The sequence below is a fragment of the Pseudogemmobacter lacusdianii genome, assembly GCF_030848395.1.
GTDB classification, from domain to species: domain Bacteria; phylum Pseudomonadota; class Alphaproteobacteria; order Rhodobacterales; family Rhodobacteraceae; genus Pseudogemmobacter; species Pseudogemmobacter lacusdianii.
Genome location: NZ_JAVDBT010000008.1, coordinates 37,262 through 52,545 on the forward strand (window position 1 = coordinate 37,262; position 15,284 = coordinate 52,545).

Genomic DNA, 15,284 nt, shown 5'->3' on the forward strand with positions numbered 1-15,284 from the left:
CGCGCCGCGTTTTTCTTTTTAGAAGAACACCTTGCGCAGCATGTTCAGCGCAACCAGCGTCAGAAACAACGCAAAGGCCCGTTTCAAGGGCTTGGGGTTCATCGAATGGGCCAGTTTCACGCCCCAAGGCGTGGTCAGCAGGGTCGTGCCAATGACCACCAAAAACGCCGGAAGGTTGACCGCACCGATGCTATAGGGCGGCGCCTCGGCCACCGGCAGCAGCAAAAAGCCCAAGACCGCCGGCACTGCGATCAGCACGCCAAAGCCCGAAGCCGTGGCGACGGCGCGATGGATCGGCATGGCGAAAAGCGTCATCAAGGGCACGCCAAAGGTGCCACCGCCAATCCCCATCATCGCCGAGAAGAAGCCAACGCCCGAGGCCAGAAGACCCCGCACAGGCTCGTCCGGCATCTGGTCAGCCAGCCGGGCAGAATCGCGGCCGAAGGCCATCCAAAGGCCCGCAAGCCCGGCCATCGCGCCGAAGACCGCCTGCAAAGCGAGCGACGAGACCTTGGCGGCGACAAAGACGCCCAGAGCCGAGGCGATCACCAGCCAAGGCCCCCAGGTCTTCAACACCGACCACTCCACCGCACCCTTTTTGTTATGCGCCGAAAGCGAGCGCAAAGAGGTGATGACGATGGTCGCAAGCGAGGTCGCCACACAGATCTGCATCAGCTGCGCGCCGCCATAGCCAAGGCTTTGGAAGGCGTAAAAGAACGCGGGCACCAGCACGATGCCGCCGCCGACACCCAGAAGGCCCCCGATCACCCCGGCAAAACCGCCGATCACCACAAGGGCCGCGACAAGCGGCAAAAGCGTAGCAAGGTCAGGCATGTCTCATCTCCCTTTGCGCCTTGCTTAACGCTGCGGCGCGAAGGGCGCTAGCAAATCTGCAAGCGCGGCGCGGGATTTGGGGCTTGGCCCCTCCGCTATTTGCGCAGAGCTGCTTTGCGCATCCGTGCAAGCGCGGGGTTTACGCGGCGACCTCGGCGGTCACATGGCTCAGCGCTTGCTCCACAACCTCGGGCCCCGCCCCGGGACGGCTGACTTGTGTCGAGAGCACTTGCCGCCAAGACCGCGCACCGGGCAGCCCGTGGAAAAGCCCGAGCATATGTCGGGTGATCTGGTGCAGCCGCCCGCCAGAAGACAGATGCGCCTCGATATAGGGCAGCATCTGCCGCACCACCTCGGCCCGGTCGGGGGCGTGATCCTCGCCCCAGAAGGCATCGGCGCCGATCAGGGCATGGCCCGGATCGTGATAGGCCGCACGACCGATCATAACCCCATCAAGCCCTTGATCCATAAGCTCTTTGGCCAAGGTAAGGCTGGCGATGCCGCCATTGATGCCGATGGTCAGCTCGGGGAATTCTTGCTTCATCCGCAGCACCAAGGGGTAATCCAAGGGCGGGATTTCGCGGTTTTCTTTAGGGGACAACCCTTTCAGCCAAGCCTTGCGGGCATGAACCACGAAATGCCGCACCCCAGCCTCGGCCACGGTCTCAAGGAAGCGCGGCAACATCTCTTCGGGCGCTTGGTCATCAATCCCGATGCGGCATTTCACCGTCACCGGCACGGCGGATTCGTCCTGCATCGCCCGCACGCAATCGGCGACAAGCACGGGCCGCTCCATCAAAACCGCGCCAAAACACCCCGATTGCACCCGGTCCGAAGGGCAGCCGCAGTTGAGGTTGATCTCATCATAGCCCCAGCCCTGCGCAATCTTCACCGCTTGGGCAAGCTCCGCCGGATCCGAGCCGCCCAGTTGCAAAGCCACGGGATGCTCCTCGCCCGAGAAGTCCAAAAGCTTCGCCTTCGGCCCATGCACGATCGCCGGCGCGGTCACCATCTCGGTATAAAGCATCGCCCGCCGCGTCATCAGCCGGTGGAAATACCGGCAATGCCGATCCGTCCAATCCATCATCGGCGCGACCGAGATCCGGCCCGCTGCGCGGATTTCAGCGTCTTGCGGGGTCTCGGGGCGGATTTTCGGCGCGATATTGGGGCGATCTGAGGCGGACATCGTCACTGACATGGCTGAAGGAGAAGCCCGGACCATAGCGGCTTTGTCGCCAATTCGCCAGAGCAGCCCGCCACAACGCAATCTCAAGCCCTTGAACCGCTTGTAGCACTGCGCGGGCTCGTCTAATCAGGGTCCAACCCCGGAGAGAGCCATGCGTATTCTTATCACCAATGACGACGGTATCAACGCGCCAGGCCTTGAGGTTCTGACCGAGATCGCCACCGAGCTTGCCGGCCCCGAGGGCGAGGTTTGGACCGTGGCCCCGGCTTTTGAGCAATCGGGTGTGGCCCATTGCATCAGCTATACCCATCCGATGCTCTTCGCCCAACTTGGCCCGCGCCGCTATGCCGCCGAAGGCAGCCCGGCCGATTGCGTGCTGGCCGCAATCTACGATGTCTTCCAAGGCGCCAAGCCCGATCTGGTGCTTTCGGGCGTGAACCGCGGCAATAACTCGGCCGAGAATGTGCTTTATTCCGGCACGGTTGGTGCGGCGATGGAAGCGGCTTTGCAGGGCATCCCGGCGATTGCTCTGTCGCAGTTCATGGGCCGCGAGACCGCCGCCTTGGCCGATCCTTTCGAATGCGCCCGCCAGCATGGCGCCGAGGTGATCCGCAAGCTGCTTGGCCGTGGCACTTGGACCGCCGACGATTACCGCGTGTTCTACAACGTCAACTTCCCCCCGGTCGGCGCTGCCGCCACCAAGGGGCTGAAAGTGGCCGCGCAGGGCTTCCGCCGCGATGCCGATTTCACCACCGAGCCGCATCTGTCACCCTCGGGCAAGCGGTTCCTGTGGATCCAAGGTGGACCACAGCACAGCCCCACCCTGCCCGGCACGGATGCGGCGGTGAACCTTGAGGGCTATATCTCGGTCACACCAATGCGGGCCGATCTGACGGCGCATGACCTGCTGACCGATCTGGCGAAACAACTGGGATAAGCAAGCGAAGGGGGCTGAATGACGATCGACGCCGAAGACCCCGAAGAGCTTGCACAACGCAAGATGCGATTTCTATTTGCCTTAAGGTCGCGCGGAGTGACCGATACCCGCGTTTTGACCGCGATGGAGAAGGTGGACCGGGGGCTTTTCGTCCGCGGCATCTTCGCCGAGCGCGCCTATGAAGATATGCCGCTGCCCATCGCTTGCGGCCAAACCATCTCGCAACCTTCGGTTGTCGGGCTGATGACGCAGGCGTTGAATGTGGGGCCGCGCGATACCGTGCTCGAGGTTGGCACCGGCTCGGGCTATCAGGCGGCGATCCTCGCCCAGTTGGCGCGGCGGGTCTATACGGTGGACCGCTGGCGGCGGCTGGTGCGCGAGGCGCAGGACATTTTCCATCAGCTGGGGCTGGTGAACGTGACCGCGATCACCGGCGATGGATCCTTTGGCCTGCCCGATCAGGCGCCTTTTGATCGGATCATCGTGACGGCAGCGGCAGAAGATCCGCCCGGCCCTTTGATGCAGCAGCTGAAACCGGGTGGCATTATGGTGGTGCCGGTCGGTCAATCCGATGCTGTGCAGCATCTCATCAAGGTCACCCGTGGCGAAAAAGGCTTCGAATACGAAGAACTTCGTCAGGTGCGCTTCGTGCCTCTGGTCGAAGGGCTGGGGACGGAGTAGTGTTTTTAGGTGATCCGGGATCAACCCGGACGGTGGGCAAGAGGCGGCAATCGCATGACAAACTCATATATTCCGGGCAGCCGGCGCGTTGTGAAGGGTCTGGCCTTGGGCAGCAGCCTGATGGTTCTGGCGGCTTGCGCCAATTCTCCGGGTAACTTTGACTGGGATCTGCGCGGCGGGCCGGGCAGCACGGCCGAGGTGGCGCGGCAAGTGACAGCCTCGAAACCGGTTGCCGATAGCAATGGCGTGCTCTCCTATCCGGGCTACCAACTGGCCAAGGCGCGGCGCGGCGAGACCGTGGCTGCGATGGCGGGCCGTCTGGGACTGAACGGCGAAGAGCTGGCGCGCAACAACGCCTTGCGCCCGACCGATCCTTTGCGTGAGGGTGAAATGCTCTTGCTGCCGTCGCGCGTGGCCGCGGTGCCGCAGCCGGTGATGGGCAGCACGGTTGCAACCGCGCCTGCGGGCAGCCGCCCGGTTGATATCACCTCGATTGCCACCACGGCCTTGGACAGCGTTCCGGCCTTGGCCCCGACCGCCGCCCCCTCTGCCAGCACACCGGGCGGCGGCAAAGAGCCGATCCGCCACAAGGTCGTGCGCGGCGAGACCGCTTTTGTCATCGCGCGTTCTTACAATGTCTCGGCCAAGTCTTTGGCAGAGTGGAACAATCTTGGCGCGGACATGGGCATCCGTGAAGGTCAGACCCTGATCATCCCGGTCGCCACCGGCGCACCGCCGCCTGCCGCGACCTCTGTCGTGACCAATCCCGGCTCGGGCAGCCCGACACCTGCCCCGCCCTCGGCTTCGAAACCGCTGCCGGATGAAAAGACCCAGCCGGCGGCTGAGAAGCCCAAGAACACCCCCGCCTCGCCCGATCTGGGTGCGGGATCCAAGGCAACCAAGCTGGCCATGCCGGTCTCGGGCAAGATCATCCGGGCCTATGACAAAAAGAAGAACCAAGGCATCGATATCGCCGCCCCCGCCGGCACGCCGGTGAAAGCGGCCGAGGCTGGCACGGTGGCGGCTGTCACCAAGGACACCGAACAGGTGACGATTGTGGTGATCCGCCATGCCGACAACCTCTTGACGGTCTATGCTGGCATCGACGGGCTGAAGGTGAAAAAGGGCGATAAGGTCTCGCGCGGCCAGACCCTTGGCGGCGTGCGCGCGGCCAACCCCGCCTTCTTGCACTTTGAGGTCCGCAAGGGCGTCGACAGCCTTAACCCAATGAGCTTCTTGCAGTAAGCCATTGGCAAGTTACAAAAAAGGGGCCAACCGGCCCCTTTTTTTCTTTGTGCTGCGCGGAGTTAGCCCGGCAAGGTCACGATGATACAGCCGGTCTCGGTCGCCACCACGGTATGCTCATATTGCACCGTCAGCGCGGGGGGCGAGCTGTACAGCGTCCAGCCATCGTCGCCTTGATTGGCCCATGTTCCGCCTTGCGACAGGAAAGGCTCCACCGTCAGCACCATGCCTTTGGTGATGCGGCGCCGGTCACGGTTCGGCCAAGTTGCGACCTCTTCGGGATATTCATGCAAAGACCGCCCGACGCCGTGGCTGGCAAGGTTACGGATCAGACTATAGCCTCGGTTCTGCGCAAAACGCCCAATTGCCTTACCGATATCGCCCAAGGGCTTACCGCTTGCCACTTCGGCAATGCCAATCTCCATCGCTTTGCGCCCATCGCGGCACAGGCGATCAATCTCGGGGTCGGTGGATTTCAACTGGAAACTGGCCCCGGTATCGGCAAAGAACCCGCCCTTTGAGGCAGAGACGTCGATATTGATCAGATCGCCCCTTTGCAAAACGCGCGGCCCCGGAATGCCATGCGCCACCTCTTCATTCACACTGATGCAGGTGGCACCGGGGAAATCATAGGTGACACGCGGAGCCGAAAGTGCCCCCGCCTCTTCCAAAAGCAAAGCCCCCAAAGCGTCAAGTTCCAGCGTGGTCATTCCGGGCTGGGCAGCTTGGATCATCGACTGCATGACATTGGCGCAAATCTTGCCGATCGCCTGCAACGCCGCCAGTTCTTCTTCGCCCGTCACCGTCATTGCTGCGCCCTTTGCCTGCTGTTCTAAGCCGCCCCCAAAAAGATGGCTTCGGCCTTAGACCTTCGAGACCAAAACCTTGTCGATCCGCAGCCCATCCATATCGATCACCTCAAAGCGGTAACCCTCTGCCGTAAAGGCCTCGGCCAAACTGGGCATATGGCCGAGTTGATGCAAGACAAGACCCGCCAGAGTATCATATTCCCCAGCCAAATCGCGCGGCAGGCCAAGTCGGTCACAGAACTCATCTGCAGGCATCCAGCCCGCCACCAACAAACTGCCGTCCTCACGGGTGGCAATCGCCGGCTCATCAGCCTCGGACGAGGCTTCAGCCCCGGTGATCGCTTCCAGCAAGTCAGCCGTGGTGATCATGCCTTCGAAATCACCGTATTCGTCATAGACCAAGGCCAGATTGTGCTCGGATTTGTGCAAAACTTCGATCACATCCAAAGCCTCGGTCTGATCCGAGATCACCGGCACTTCTTGCAAAAGCGCTTTCAGATCCAAAGCATCGCGGCGCGAGACCACTTGGAAGACATCCGCCAAGGTGACGATGCCCACGACATCGCCCGCCGCATTGGCCACCGGCATGCGCGGCCGCGCAATCCGGCGCACGGCGGCAATCGCCTCGGTGCTAGAAGCTTCCAATTGCAGCAGTTCAATCTCATTGCGCGGGGTCATCAGCGCACGGGCGGCGCGGTCCGAAAGCCGCATCACGCCCGCCATCATCACCCGCTCTTCATTCTCCAAAACCCCGCCTTCGGTGGCCTCGGCAAGCAGCACATGCACCTCTTCTTCGGTGACTTTGTTGTTGCTTTCACCGCTTTGGCCAAGAACCCAAAGCATGGCCTTACCGGATTTGTCCAACAGCCAAACCACCGGGGCCGCGACGATCGAGATGAAGGTCATCAAAGGGGCAACGCGGATCGCCACGGCTTCCGGGTTGCGCAAAGCCAACTGCTTGGGCACCAATTCCCCAATGATCAGGCTGAAATAGGTGATGGCCACCACCACACCGCCCACGCCCAGACGGGCTGCCCAAACCGCATCCATGCCTTGCAAGATCAGCCAGCCTTCAAGCCGCTCACCCAAAGTATCTCCGGCCAAAGCGCCCGAAAGGATGCCAACCGCGGTGATGCCGATCTGCACGGAAGAGAGGAACCGGCCCGGATTTTCACCCAGCCGCAGGGCCATGCGCGCGCCGCTGCTTTTGGCCTCTAAAGGCTTCAGCCGCGCCGGGCGCGCCGAGACAATGGCAAGTTCTGACATCGCCAGAACACCATTCACGACAATCAACGCCATGATGACGATGAGTTCGGTGATCATCGAGCTACCCCTTGCGCCTTGCGCAGCGCATGGGGCGCCCGCCTTCGACTTCGCGTTTTACGTTTCACTCGGCGACCCTCACACCGCTGCGCGCGGCCAAGTCGCAGAAGAATTGCCATGCCACCCGGCCCGAGCGCGATCCGCGCGTGGCCTGCCATTCGATGGCCTCGGCATAAAGCTGCGCTTCCGGCACGCTTACGCCGTAAGCCGCGCAATAGCCGCGGATCATCGCCAGATAATCATCCTGCGAGCAGGGATGGAAGCCCAACCACAGCCCGAAACGGTCCGAGAGCGAGACCTTTTCCTCAACCGCCTCAGAGGGGTTGATCGCGGAAGAGCGCTCATTCTCGATCATATCGCGCGGCATTAGGTGCCGGCGGTTGCTGGTGGCGTAAAGCACAACATTCTCGGGGCGGCCTTCGATGCCACCGTCGAGCACGGCTTTCAGGGATTTGTAATGCTGGTCGTCATGGCTGAACGACAGGTCATCGCAGAAAAGGATGAACCGCCGATCCGTGGCCCGCAACTGCGCCAAAAGGCGCTGGACCGTCGGCAGATCCTCGCGGCTCAGCTCGACAATCTTCAGATCATAGCCTTCCGCGCGCACCTGCGCATGGATCGCCTTCACAAGGCTGGATTTTCCCATGCCCCGCGCGCCCCAAAGAAGCGCGTTATTGGCCGGTAGGCCAGCAGCGAAATGCCGGGTGTTTTCCAGCAAAGTATCGCGCGAGCGGTCATTGCCGATCAAGAGGCCGATATCGACGCGGGACACCCGGGGCAAAGGTTGCAGCCGATCAGGGTTCGTGTGCCAGACAAAGGCCTCGGCACTGTCGAAATCCGGTGCCGGCATTGGGGCCGGAGCAAGTCGCTCCAGCGCCTCGGCAATGCGGGTCATGATCATCGTCTGGTCTGGGTCACTCACCCTTGCTCTCCATCCGCATCTTCAGCATCATCCACCCAAAGACCATCGCGTTTCAGCTCGGCCTCGCGGCGCTTTTCGATACGGCGGATCAGGAAGATCGAGACTTCATAAAGCGGATAGACGGCAAAGAACAAGATCAGCTGGCTCATGATATCGGGCGGCGTCACAAGGGCGGCCACGAAAAGGATCAGCACGATCGCATAACGGCGGGTCTTGGCCAGACCATCGGCCGAGACGAGACCGGCCTTGCCCATCAGCGTCAAAAGCACCGGCAGCTGGAAGCACAGGCCAAAGGCCAAGATTAGCTTCAGCGAGATATCCAGCGTCTCATTGACCTTACCTTGGAAGACAATATCGATGCCGGTTTTCACCACCGGCTCGGCCACCAAGACGCCTTCCGGCGCCTCGTTATAGCTGGGGATCAGCGCGCTGAGGATCGTGGCGCTGTCGGCATAGCCAAGGAAGAACTGCATCGCCATTGGCGTAACGACCAGATGCGAAAAGGCAGCCCCGGCCAAGAAAAGCACCGGCGAGGCGATCAGGAAGGGCAAGAACGCCTGTTTTTCCGAACGATACAGCCCCGGCGCCACAAAGCGCCACAGCTGATAGCCGATGACCGGGAAGCTGACCATCAACCCGCCAACCAAAGCGATATGCATCAAGGTGAAGAAATACTCTTGCGGTGCGGTGTATTGCATCACCGGGTTGGGATTGCCCAAGGCCCGCATCGCTTTTTCGATCGGCATCAACAGGAAGTCGAGGATCGGCTCGGCGACGAGGAAGCACAAGAGCATCCCCACCATGAAGGCCGCGACCGACCAGATCAACCGGCTGCGCAACTCTGCCAAATGCTCAACCAGCGGGGCCGAGCTGTGGTCAATCTCTTCGGTCTTGCTCATAGGGTCTCACCCGATGCGGGATCAGCTTTTTTGCGGGTGCGACCCGGTTTGCGTACAGGCGCTTCCGAGGCGGGTTCAACGGCCGGTTCGGCCTTCGCCGGCTTGGGCGCGGCTTTCGCGGCAGGCTCGGCAGGTGCCGCCTCAACGGGGGCAGAGATTTTGCGCAGCTTATCTGCCGCCTCTTGGGCCACGGCTTTGCGCGCGGCTTGCTGTTCGGCCAAGGCTGCTGTGGCAGGACCAAGAGTTGCGGGCTCTGCCACGGGCGTAGCCGCCAGTGCCGGAGTGGTGGGCAAATCGCTAGGTGCCACCGCAGCAGCCGCCGTTGCGGTCGCCGTAGGAGCTGCTGCCGGGGTCGCCCCGCCCGCCGGGATCACGGTCTTCTTCAGCGGATCCCACTTCTCGAACTTATCCGCAGCGCTTTTCACCGCGTTCAAGCCCGTCGCAGCGGGATTGGCCACCTTCTTAAGGTCGCTGGCCACGTCTTGGACGCCGCTGTCCTTGGCCGCCTGCTCCATCGCCCGGCTGAATTCCCGCGCCATCGACCGCAGTTTTGCGGTGATGCGCCCCAATTCGCGGAACATCCCAGGCAAATCCTTGGGGCCGATCACAATCAATGCGACCACGCCCACAAGCATCATCTCGGACCAACTGAAGTCCATATCTTACGTCCCGCCCCTCACCTTGTTGTCGGCAGTCCTGCTGCCGACAAAAGTGCTGCCGCTTACCGTTCTACCGATCAGACTTTGTCCTTTTCCGGCGTCACGTCTTTGGCGGCCTCGGAGGCGGCTTGTTCGATCTCGTCGCTGCCGTCTTTGACGCCCTTCTTGAAGGCGGTGATGCCTTTGCCGACTTCACCCATCATCGATGAGATCTTGCCGCGGCCGAACAGCACCAAAAGGACGATCGCGATCAGCAAAAGCTGCATAGGACCCGGAGCATGCATGGTTCTTCTCCCGTGAAACCGGCCTAACCGGCGGTGAGGTTGTCGAAATTACTGCGCCCAATATGGCAAGTCCCGCCGCACATCCAAGGGAGAAACCGCTGGCCGAAGGGCGCAACTGACAGTATTTTGTCAGTTGCCCTGCCGTTACGGGCGCTTTGCAGGCGGCTTTGGCCGCTGCGAATGAGGGATGGAATGAAACGCGACGCTCGGCTTTACGATCTGGTGCAGATCCTGCGCGACGGCAAATTGCACACCGCGACCGAGTTGGCCGAGCGTTTGGGCGTGTCGGACCGCACCATTTGGCGCGATATGAAGATGGCGGCTGAAACCGGCATTCCGGTGATTGGTGAGCGTGGTCTGGGCTATATCCTGCGCGCCCCACTTGTGCTGCCGCCGACCATGCTTACCCCCGATGAGTTGGACGCGCTGACCATGGGACTGCGCCATATCGAGGCGCAAGATCCGACCCGCGCCCGCGCCGCGCGCAGTCTTTTGGCGAAAGTGGCGACCTTGCTGCCGCAAGCGGGGCTTTCTGACGGTCCGGAGGCCGAGCCTTCGGACGGTTAGCGCTGCCCCGGAAAGACAAAGCAGCGGTCGCGGCGGATCATCAGCCACAAGGCGCGGCCAAGTTGCGGCATGAACACGCCGGGAACCGAGGCGGTGAGCCGCGACCCGTCCGCCTCCATCTCAAATTCCACCAGACTTTCGCGCCCCAGATAGCGCGCCCGCACCACCCGGCCCCGTGCTGCCGTGCCGTCTTGCGGCGTTGGCAAAGGTCCGCGCCCGCCACGGTCAAAGTCGATCTTCAGATGCTGCGGGCGGATGATGATCTCGACCGGCGCGCCATCGGCATGGCCGGGGGTCAGGAACTCGCCAAAGGGGGTTTGCGTCAAAGCGCCTTTGCTGGTCCCGCGGATCACGTTGATATCGCTAAAGAAGGCCGCAGCGGCTTTGTCCACCGGCGCGTTATAGATGTTATAGGGCGCGCCGCTTTGCACGATGCGTCCACCCCGCATCAAGGCGATCTCATCGGCCATCCGCATCGCCTCATCCGGCTCATGGGTGACCAGAACCACCGCGGTACGCTCTTCTTTCAAGATCTCCAGCGTGGCATCGCGGATGCCGTCGCGCAGACGGTTGTCGAGCCCGCTGAAGGGCTCATCCATCAGCATCACCTGCGGGCGCGGTGCCAAGGCGCGGGCCAAGGCGATGCGCTGCTGCTCGCCACCCGAAAGCTGGTGCGGGTGTTTCGATGCAAAGCTGGCCAGCCCCACCCGCTCCAAAAGATCGCGCACCCGCGCGGCTTTGGCCGCCGATGGGCCGCTGAGACCGAAACTGACATTCTGCGCCACGGTCAGATGCGGGAAGAGCGCGAAATCTTGGAACATCATGCCAATGCCGCGCCGCTCGGGGGGCAGATGCAGGCCCGGACCGGCCATGCGCTGACCATCGATCCAGATCTCACCCGCATCCGTCGTCTCAACGCCCGCGATCATCCGCAAAGTGGTGGATTTGCCGCAGCCCGAGGGGCCGAGGAGGCAAGTCACCTGCCCCGGCGCCACCGAAAGCGCCACATCTTGCACCACGGCGCGCCCGGCAAAGCTGCGGCTTAGGCCTTTGACCTCTAGCCGAGGAACAGCCTGCCCGGCCTCGAACTGCCCGGGCTCAGCCTTGCCTTTGCCGATGTCTTTCGCAGTCACGGTCATCACAATCCCATGCAAAACGCCAGAAAGGCCGCCGCTATCATCCAAAGCCCGCCGCTGCAACGAAACGCTTAAAGCGACAGATTGGTGGCCCCGCCATCGAGAAGGATGTTCTGCCCGACGATGAAACCGGCATGGGTCGAGCAGAGGAAGGCGCAAGCCGCACCGAACTCGGCCGGACTGCCATAACGCCCCGCCGGGATCGAGGCCATGCGCTGCGCTTGGGCTTCTTCATAGGAGATATTCTGCGCCCGCACCACGCCTTGATCCAAAGCCACCGCGCGGTCGGTGGCATGGATGCCGGGCAAAAGATTGTTGATCGTCACCCCCTTACCGGCCACTTGTCGCGCCGTGCCCGCGACAAATCCGGTCAGACCAGCGCGCGAGGTGTTCGACAGCCCCAAAACCCCAATCGGCGCTTTGACGGAAGCCGAGGTGATATTCACCACCCTGCCCCAGCCGCGCGCCATCATCCCCGGCAGCACCGCCTGCATCAGCGCAATCGGCGTCAGCATATTGGCATCAATCGCTTTCAGAAAATCCTCCCGCGCCCAATCGCTCCACAGCCCCGGAGGCGGGCCGCCAGCGTTGGTGACAAGGATATCCACCTGCGCCCCGGCCGCTGCCAAAACATCGGCCAGCCCCTCAGGCGTGGTGATATCGCATTGGACGGGGGTGATCGTCACCCCGGCCTTGCGCAGATCCTCCGCCGTCGCCTCAAGTGCTTCGGCGCCGCGGGCTGCGATCACCAGATCAACCCCCGCTGCGGCCAAAGCCTCGGCGCAGCCACGCCCAAGCCCCTTTGAGGCCGCGCAGACGATGCCCTTTTTGCCGCGAATTCCCAGATCCATGCTCCGCCCCTCTTGCCTGACTTGCCGCTAGGCTAACGCCGCAGGGCTTGGTTCGGAACCCGGTCTTTCACGCATCTTACGTCTTTTTCGCAAAAGCTTGGGGTCACAAAGCCCTCCTAGAACTGCCAGCGAGCGTTTGACCCTAGGGCCGCGCGATTGCTAAGAGAGTTGGCACCGCGATTTGCCCGATATGTACATTTGCCCACCCGCAGAAGGACCGCAGCCTGATGTCCGCCAACGACCTGCCCGGCCACGCCTGCCAGCTTTTTGCAGCGGATGCGATTTATGTGACGATCGGGGTCAATTCTGGTGAGGGGTTGGACCTTCCAGATCAAGTGCTTGCGGGTGATATCTATGAGCTTGAAGCCAGCGCCCAGCCCTTGCGGCTGGTGATGACCCGCCCCGCTGGCGGCGCCGATCCGCAGGTGGCGGCGGGCTCTGCCGTGGGGGTTGAGGGTCAAAAGCTGCGCACCGAGGCGCGCTATACGATGATGTCAGCGGGCGGCGATAAGGTTGAAATCCTGCTTCTGTCGATCGGGGGCGCGCTTTTCGCTTTGCCGCTGTCGCCGCTTTCCGCCCAGCTCGATTATACTTTGGTCAAGGTCGAGACCGCGCCGGAAGAGACCCGGCTTTCGGATCTGATCTGCGTCTCCTTCGCGCGCGGCACCCTGATCACGCTGGCCACCGGCGCGCAAAAGCCGGTCGAGAACTTGCGGCGTGGCGACAAGATATTGACCCGCGATCACGGGCCGCAGCCCTTGCGGCTCTTGCCGCGTGCCACGGTGCGGGCGCATGGCGCCTTTGCGCCGGTGGTGATCTTGGCGGGCACGCTGGGCAATTCCGGCGATCTGATCGTCAGCCAGCATCACCGGATGTTCCTTTACCAACGTCAACGCAGTCAAGGGCTTAGCACCTCTGAGCTCTTGGTGCAGGCCAAGCATCTGGTCGATGACGAGAAGGTCTTCATCCGCGAAGGCGGCGCGGTAGAGTTTTTCAGTCTGGTCTTTGACCGCCATGAGATCATCTATGCCGAGGGCATTCCGGCGGAAAGCCTGATGGTCAATGACGCCACCGTCAGCCGTCTGCCGCCCGAGATTGCGCAAGAGCTGCAATCAAGCTTCCCCGGCCTTACGCAAGTCCAGCATTTCGGCACGGAGGCCAGCCGGCAATTTCTGTCCGAGGTTGGCCCGGCAGCCCTTTTCAGCCCTGCGCCCCGTCGCCGCAGCCCGCGTTAATTGCGGCCCTTTCTGCCCCGTTTACGCGGGCCGCATTTATCGTTATGACCCGCGGCATGTTGGACAATGCCCCCCTGCTTCCGCCCGAAATCTCCCGCCGCCGGACCTTCGCGATCATCGCGCATCCCGACGCCGGCAAGACCACTTTGACCGAAAAGTTCCTGCTTTTCGGTGGCGCCATTCAGATGGCCGGACAGGTGCGCGCCAAGGGCGAGGCCCGGCGCACGCGCTCGGACTTTTTGAAGATGGAGCAAGACCGCGGCATTTCGGTCTCGGCCTCGGCAATGTCCTTTGAATACCGGCAGTACCGCTTCAATCTGGTGGATACCCCCGGCCACAGTGACTTCTCCGAAGACACCTATCGCACGCTGACCGCGGTGGATGCCGCGATCATGGTGATCGACGGCGCGAAGGGCGTGGAAAGCCAGACCCAGAAGCTTTTCGAGGTTTGCCGGCTGCGCGATCTGCCGATCCTGACATTTTGTAACAAAATGGACCGCGAAAGCCGCGATACCTTTGAGATCATCGATGAGATCCAAGAGAATCTGGCGATTGACGTGTGCCCTGCCTCTTGGCCGATCGGCTCGGGCCGCGATTTCCTTGGCGCCTATGACCTTTTGAACGACAGGCTTGAGCTGATGGACCGGGCCGACCGCAATAAAGTGGCGGAATCGATCTCGATCAATGGCTTGGACGACCCCAAACTGGCCGATCACATCCCCGCCGATCAGCTTGCGCAACTGCGCGAAGAGATCGCTATGGCGCGGGAATTGCTTCCTGCCTTTGACCGCAGCGCCTTCTTGCAAGGTGCGATGACGCCGATCTGGTTTGGCTCGGCGATCAACTCCTTTGGCGTCAAAGAACTGATGGAAGGCATCGGCAGCTTCGGCCCCGAGCCGCAGCCGCAGAAATCCGCAGGCCGCACGGTTTCGGCCGAGGAAAAGCCGGTCACGGGTTTTGTCTTTAAAGTTCAAGCCAATATGGACCCCAAGCACCGCGACCGGGTGGCCTTCGTGCGCCTTGCCTCGGGGCATTTTGAGCGCGGCATGAAGCTGACGCATGTGCGCTCGAAAAAGATCATGGCGGTGACCAACCCGGTGCTCTTCTTGGCCGCCGACCGCGAATTGGCGGATGAGGCTTGGGCCGGCGATATCATCGGCATTCCCAACCACGGCCAGCTGCGCATCGGCGATGCTTTGACCGAAGGTGAGGCGTTGCGCTTCACCGGCATTCCCTCTTTCGCGCCGGAACTGCTGCAAAACATCCGCGCCACCGACCCGATGAAGGCCAAGCACTTGGAAAAAGCGCTGACCCAATTCGCCGAGGAAGGTGCCGCGAAGGTCTTTAAACCGATGATCGGCTCGGGCTTTATTGTCGGCGTCGTCGGCGCGCTGCAATTTGACGTGCTGGCCAGCCGGATCGAACAGGAATACCAAATTCCCGTGCGATTTGAGGGCTCTAACTTCAGCTCTGCCCGCTGGATCTCGGGCGACAAGGCCGAGGTGGAAAAGCTGGTCAACGTCAACAAACAGCATATCGCCACCGACAGCGACGGCGATCTTGTCTTCCTGACCCGCCTGCAATGGGACATTGACCGCGTGCAGCGCGACTATCCCGGCGCCAGCCTGACGGCGACCAAGGAAATGATGGCCTAAAGGCGGGTATTGCGCGGGCCAAAGCCGCCAAGCGCCAGCTTGCCAAGTCCCAGCGGGCGCG

Annotated in this window: 16 protein-coding genes; 6 read left to right on the forward strand and 10 right to left on the reverse strand. The window is 62.1% G+C overall.

Annotation, left to right across the window (positions count from 1 at the left end; translation table 11 throughout):
- Window positions 1-18 precede the first annotated feature (18 nt).
- Window positions 19-834: a sulfite exporter TauE/SafE family protein gene (locus Q9295_RS09625; RefSeq protein ID WP_306680343.1), complete on the reverse strand. Its 816-nt coding sequence runs from the start codon at window positions 832-834 to the stop codon at window positions 19-21.
- Between the two features lie 139 nt (window positions 835-973).
- Window positions 974-2,020, reverse strand: a complete 1,047-nt coding sequence (dusA, locus tag Q9295_RS09630) for a tRNA dihydrouridine(20/20a) synthase DusA (protein ID WP_306680344.1) — start codon at window positions 2,018-2,020, stop codon at window positions 974-976.
- Window positions 2,021-2,171: 151 nt separating this feature from the next.
- On the opposite strand from dusA, the gene surE reads away from it, so the two are divergent.
- Genes surE through Q9295_RS09645 form a run of 3 tightly spaced genes read left to right on the forward strand, consistent with a single transcriptional unit; the run spans window position 2,172 to window position 4,883 of the window.
- Entirely contained in the window at window positions 2,172-2,957 is a 786-nt protein-coding gene (surE, locus tag Q9295_RS09635) for a 5'/3'-nucleotidase SurE (protein ID WP_306680345.1), read from the forward strand.
- A gap of 18 nt (window positions 2,958-2,975) precedes the next feature.
- Window positions 2,976-3,638 carry a protein-L-isoaspartate(D-aspartate) O-methyltransferase gene (locus Q9295_RS09640; protein ID WP_306680346.1) on the forward strand — a complete coding sequence of 221 codons (663 nt, stop codon included), beginning with the start codon at window positions 2,976-2,978 and terminating at the stop codon, window positions 3,636-3,638.
- Window positions 3,639-3,692: 54 nt separating this feature from the next.
- Complete coding sequence (locus tag Q9295_RS09645; protein WP_306680347.1) at window positions 3,693-4,883, forward strand: peptidoglycan DD-metalloendopeptidase family protein; 1,191 nt, start codon at window positions 3,693-3,695, stop codon at window positions 4,881-4,883.
- A gap of 62 nt (window positions 4,884-4,945) precedes the next feature.
- Here the strand turns inward: Q9295_RS09645 and map are convergent, their stop codons facing one another.
- The 6 genes from map to Q9295_RS09675 all read right to left on the reverse strand — a co-directional run bounded on the left by map (window position 4,946) and on the right by Q9295_RS09675 (window position 9,779).
- Complete coding sequence (gene map, locus Q9295_RS09650) at window positions 4,946-5,692, reverse strand: type I methionyl aminopeptidase (protein WP_306680348.1); 747 nt, start codon at window positions 5,690-5,692, stop codon at window positions 4,946-4,948.
- A gap of 54 nt (window positions 5,693-5,746) precedes the next feature.
- A complete protein-coding gene (locus tag Q9295_RS09655; RefSeq protein ID WP_306680349.1) occupies window positions 5,747-7,015 on the reverse strand; it encodes a hemolysin family protein in 1,269 nt (422 codons plus the stop codon).
- Window positions 7,016-7,079: 64 nt separating this feature from the next.
- On the reverse strand, window positions 7,080-7,916 hold the full coding sequence (locus Q9295_RS09660; protein WP_306680509.1) for an ATP-binding protein: 837 nt from the start codon (window positions 7,914-7,916) through the stop codon (window positions 7,080-7,082).
- A gap of 17 nt (window positions 7,917-7,933) precedes the next feature.
- On the reverse strand, window positions 7,934-8,836 hold the full coding sequence (gene tatC, locus Q9295_RS09665) for a twin-arginine translocase subunit TatC (protein ID WP_306680350.1): 903 nt from the start codon (window positions 8,834-8,836) through the stop codon (window positions 7,934-7,936).
- Window positions 8,833-9,495, reverse strand: coding sequence for a Sec-independent protein translocase protein TatB (gene tatB, locus Q9295_RS09670; protein ID WP_306680351.1), 663 nt, complete (start codon window positions 9,493-9,495; stop codon window positions 8,833-8,835). Before tatB ends, tatC begins: the two co-directional genes overlap by 4 nt.
- Before the next feature lie 77 nt (window positions 9,496-9,572).
- A complete protein-coding gene (locus tag Q9295_RS09675; RefSeq protein WP_306680352.1) occupies window positions 9,573-9,779 on the reverse strand; it encodes a twin-arginine translocase TatA/TatE family subunit in 207 nt (68 codons plus the stop codon).
- 192 nt (window positions 9,780-9,971) lie between these two features.
- On the opposite strand from Q9295_RS09675, the gene Q9295_RS09680 reads away from it, so the two are divergent.
- Window positions 9,972-10,346, forward strand: a complete 375-nt coding sequence (locus Q9295_RS09680) for a helix-turn-helix transcriptional regulator (RefSeq protein ID WP_306680353.1) — start codon at window positions 9,972-9,974, stop codon at window positions 10,344-10,346.
- Here the strand turns inward: Q9295_RS09680 and Q9295_RS09685 are convergent.
- Both Q9295_RS09685 and Q9295_RS09690 read right to left on the reverse strand, forming a co-directional pair.
- Complete coding sequence (locus Q9295_RS09685; protein ID WP_306680354.1) at window positions 10,343-11,485, reverse strand: ABC transporter ATP-binding protein; 1,143 nt, start codon at window positions 11,483-11,485, stop codon at window positions 10,343-10,345. The genes Q9295_RS09680 and Q9295_RS09685 overlap by 4 nt on opposite strands.
- A gap of 68 nt (window positions 11,486-11,553) precedes the next feature.
- The gene (locus tag Q9295_RS09690; RefSeq protein ID WP_306680355.1) at window positions 11,554-12,333 is read right to left on the reverse strand and encodes an SDR family oxidoreductase; all 780 of its coding nucleotides are present in this window, start codon (window positions 12,331-12,333) and stop codon (window positions 11,554-11,556) included.
- Window positions 12,334-12,560: 227 nt separating this feature from the next.
- On the opposite strand from Q9295_RS09690, the gene Q9295_RS09695 reads away from it, so the two are divergent.
- Together Q9295_RS09695 and Q9295_RS09700 are read left to right on the forward strand one after the other, a co-directional pair.
- Window positions 12,561-13,568, forward strand: a complete 1,008-nt coding sequence (locus Q9295_RS09695) for a Hint domain-containing protein (RefSeq protein ID WP_306680356.1) — start codon at window positions 12,561-12,563, stop codon at window positions 13,566-13,568.
- Between the two features lie 56 nt (window positions 13,569-13,624).
- The gene (locus Q9295_RS09700; RefSeq protein WP_306680357.1) at window positions 13,625-15,223 is read left to right on the forward strand and encodes a peptide chain release factor 3; all 1,599 of its coding nucleotides are present in this window, start codon (window positions 13,625-13,627) and stop codon (window positions 15,221-15,223) included.
- The last annotated feature ends 61 nt before the right edge of the window (window positions 15,224-15,284 follow it).

What these genes read in the sequence shown, in the direction of transcription:
- Q9295_RS09625 (WP_306680343.1), bottom strand. Translation starts at nt 834, where the DNA reads ATGCCTGACCTTGCTACGCTTTTGCCGCTTGTCGCGGCCCTTGTGGTG.
- dusA (WP_306680344.1), bottom strand. Translation starts at nt 2,020, where the DNA reads ATGTCCGCCTCAGATCGCCCCAATATCGCGCCGAAAATCCGCCCCGAG.
- surE (WP_306680345.1), top strand. Translation starts at nt 2,172, where the DNA reads ATGCGTATTCTTATCACCAATGACGACGGTATCAACGCGCCAGGCCTT.
- Q9295_RS09640 (WP_306680346.1), top strand. Translation starts at nt 2,976, where the DNA reads ATGACGATCGACGCCGAAGACCCCGAAGAGCTTGCACAACGCAAGATG.
- Q9295_RS09645 (WP_306680347.1), top strand. Translation starts at nt 3,693, where the DNA reads ATGACAAACTCATATATTCCGGGCAGCCGGCGCGTTGTGAAGGGTCTG.
- map (WP_306680348.1), bottom strand. Translation starts at nt 5,692, where the DNA reads ATGACGGTGACGGGCGAAGAAGAACTGGCGGCGTTGCAGGCGATCGGC.
- Q9295_RS09655 (WP_306680349.1), bottom strand. Translation starts at nt 7,015, where the DNA reads ATGATCACCGAACTCATCGTCATCATGGCGTTGATTGTCGTGAATGGT.
- Q9295_RS09660 (WP_306680509.1), bottom strand. Translation starts at nt 7,916, where the DNA reads ATGATCATGACCCGCATTGCCGAGGCGCTGGAGCGACTTGCTCCGGCC.
- tatC (WP_306680350.1), bottom strand. Translation starts at nt 8,836, where the DNA reads ATGAGCAAGACCGAAGAGATTGACCACAGCTCGGCCCCGCTGGTTGAG.
- tatB (WP_306680351.1), bottom strand. Translation starts at nt 9,495, where the DNA reads ATGGACTTCAGTTGGTCCGAGATGATGCTTGTGGGCGTGGTCGCATTG.
- Q9295_RS09675 (WP_306680352.1), bottom strand. Translation starts at nt 9,779, where the DNA reads ATGCATGCTCCGGGTCCTATGCAGCTTTTGCTGATCGCGATCGTCCTT.
- Q9295_RS09680 (WP_306680353.1), top strand. Translation starts at nt 9,972, where the DNA reads ATGAAACGCGACGCTCGGCTTTACGATCTGGTGCAGATCCTGCGCGAC.
- Q9295_RS09685 (WP_306680354.1), bottom strand. Translation starts at nt 11,485, where the DNA reads ATGACCGTGACTGCGAAAGACATCGGCAAAGGCAAGGCTGAGCCCGGG.
- Q9295_RS09690 (WP_306680355.1), bottom strand. Translation starts at nt 12,333, where the DNA reads ATGGATCTGGGAATTCGCGGCAAAAAGGGCATCGTCTGCGCGGCCTCA.
- Q9295_RS09695 (WP_306680356.1), top strand. Translation starts at nt 12,561, where the DNA reads ATGTCCGCCAACGACCTGCCCGGCCACGCCTGCCAGCTTTTTGCAGCG.
- Q9295_RS09700 (WP_306680357.1), top strand. Translation starts at nt 13,625, where the DNA reads ATGTTGGACAATGCCCCCCTGCTTCCGCCCGAAATCTCCCGCCGCCGG.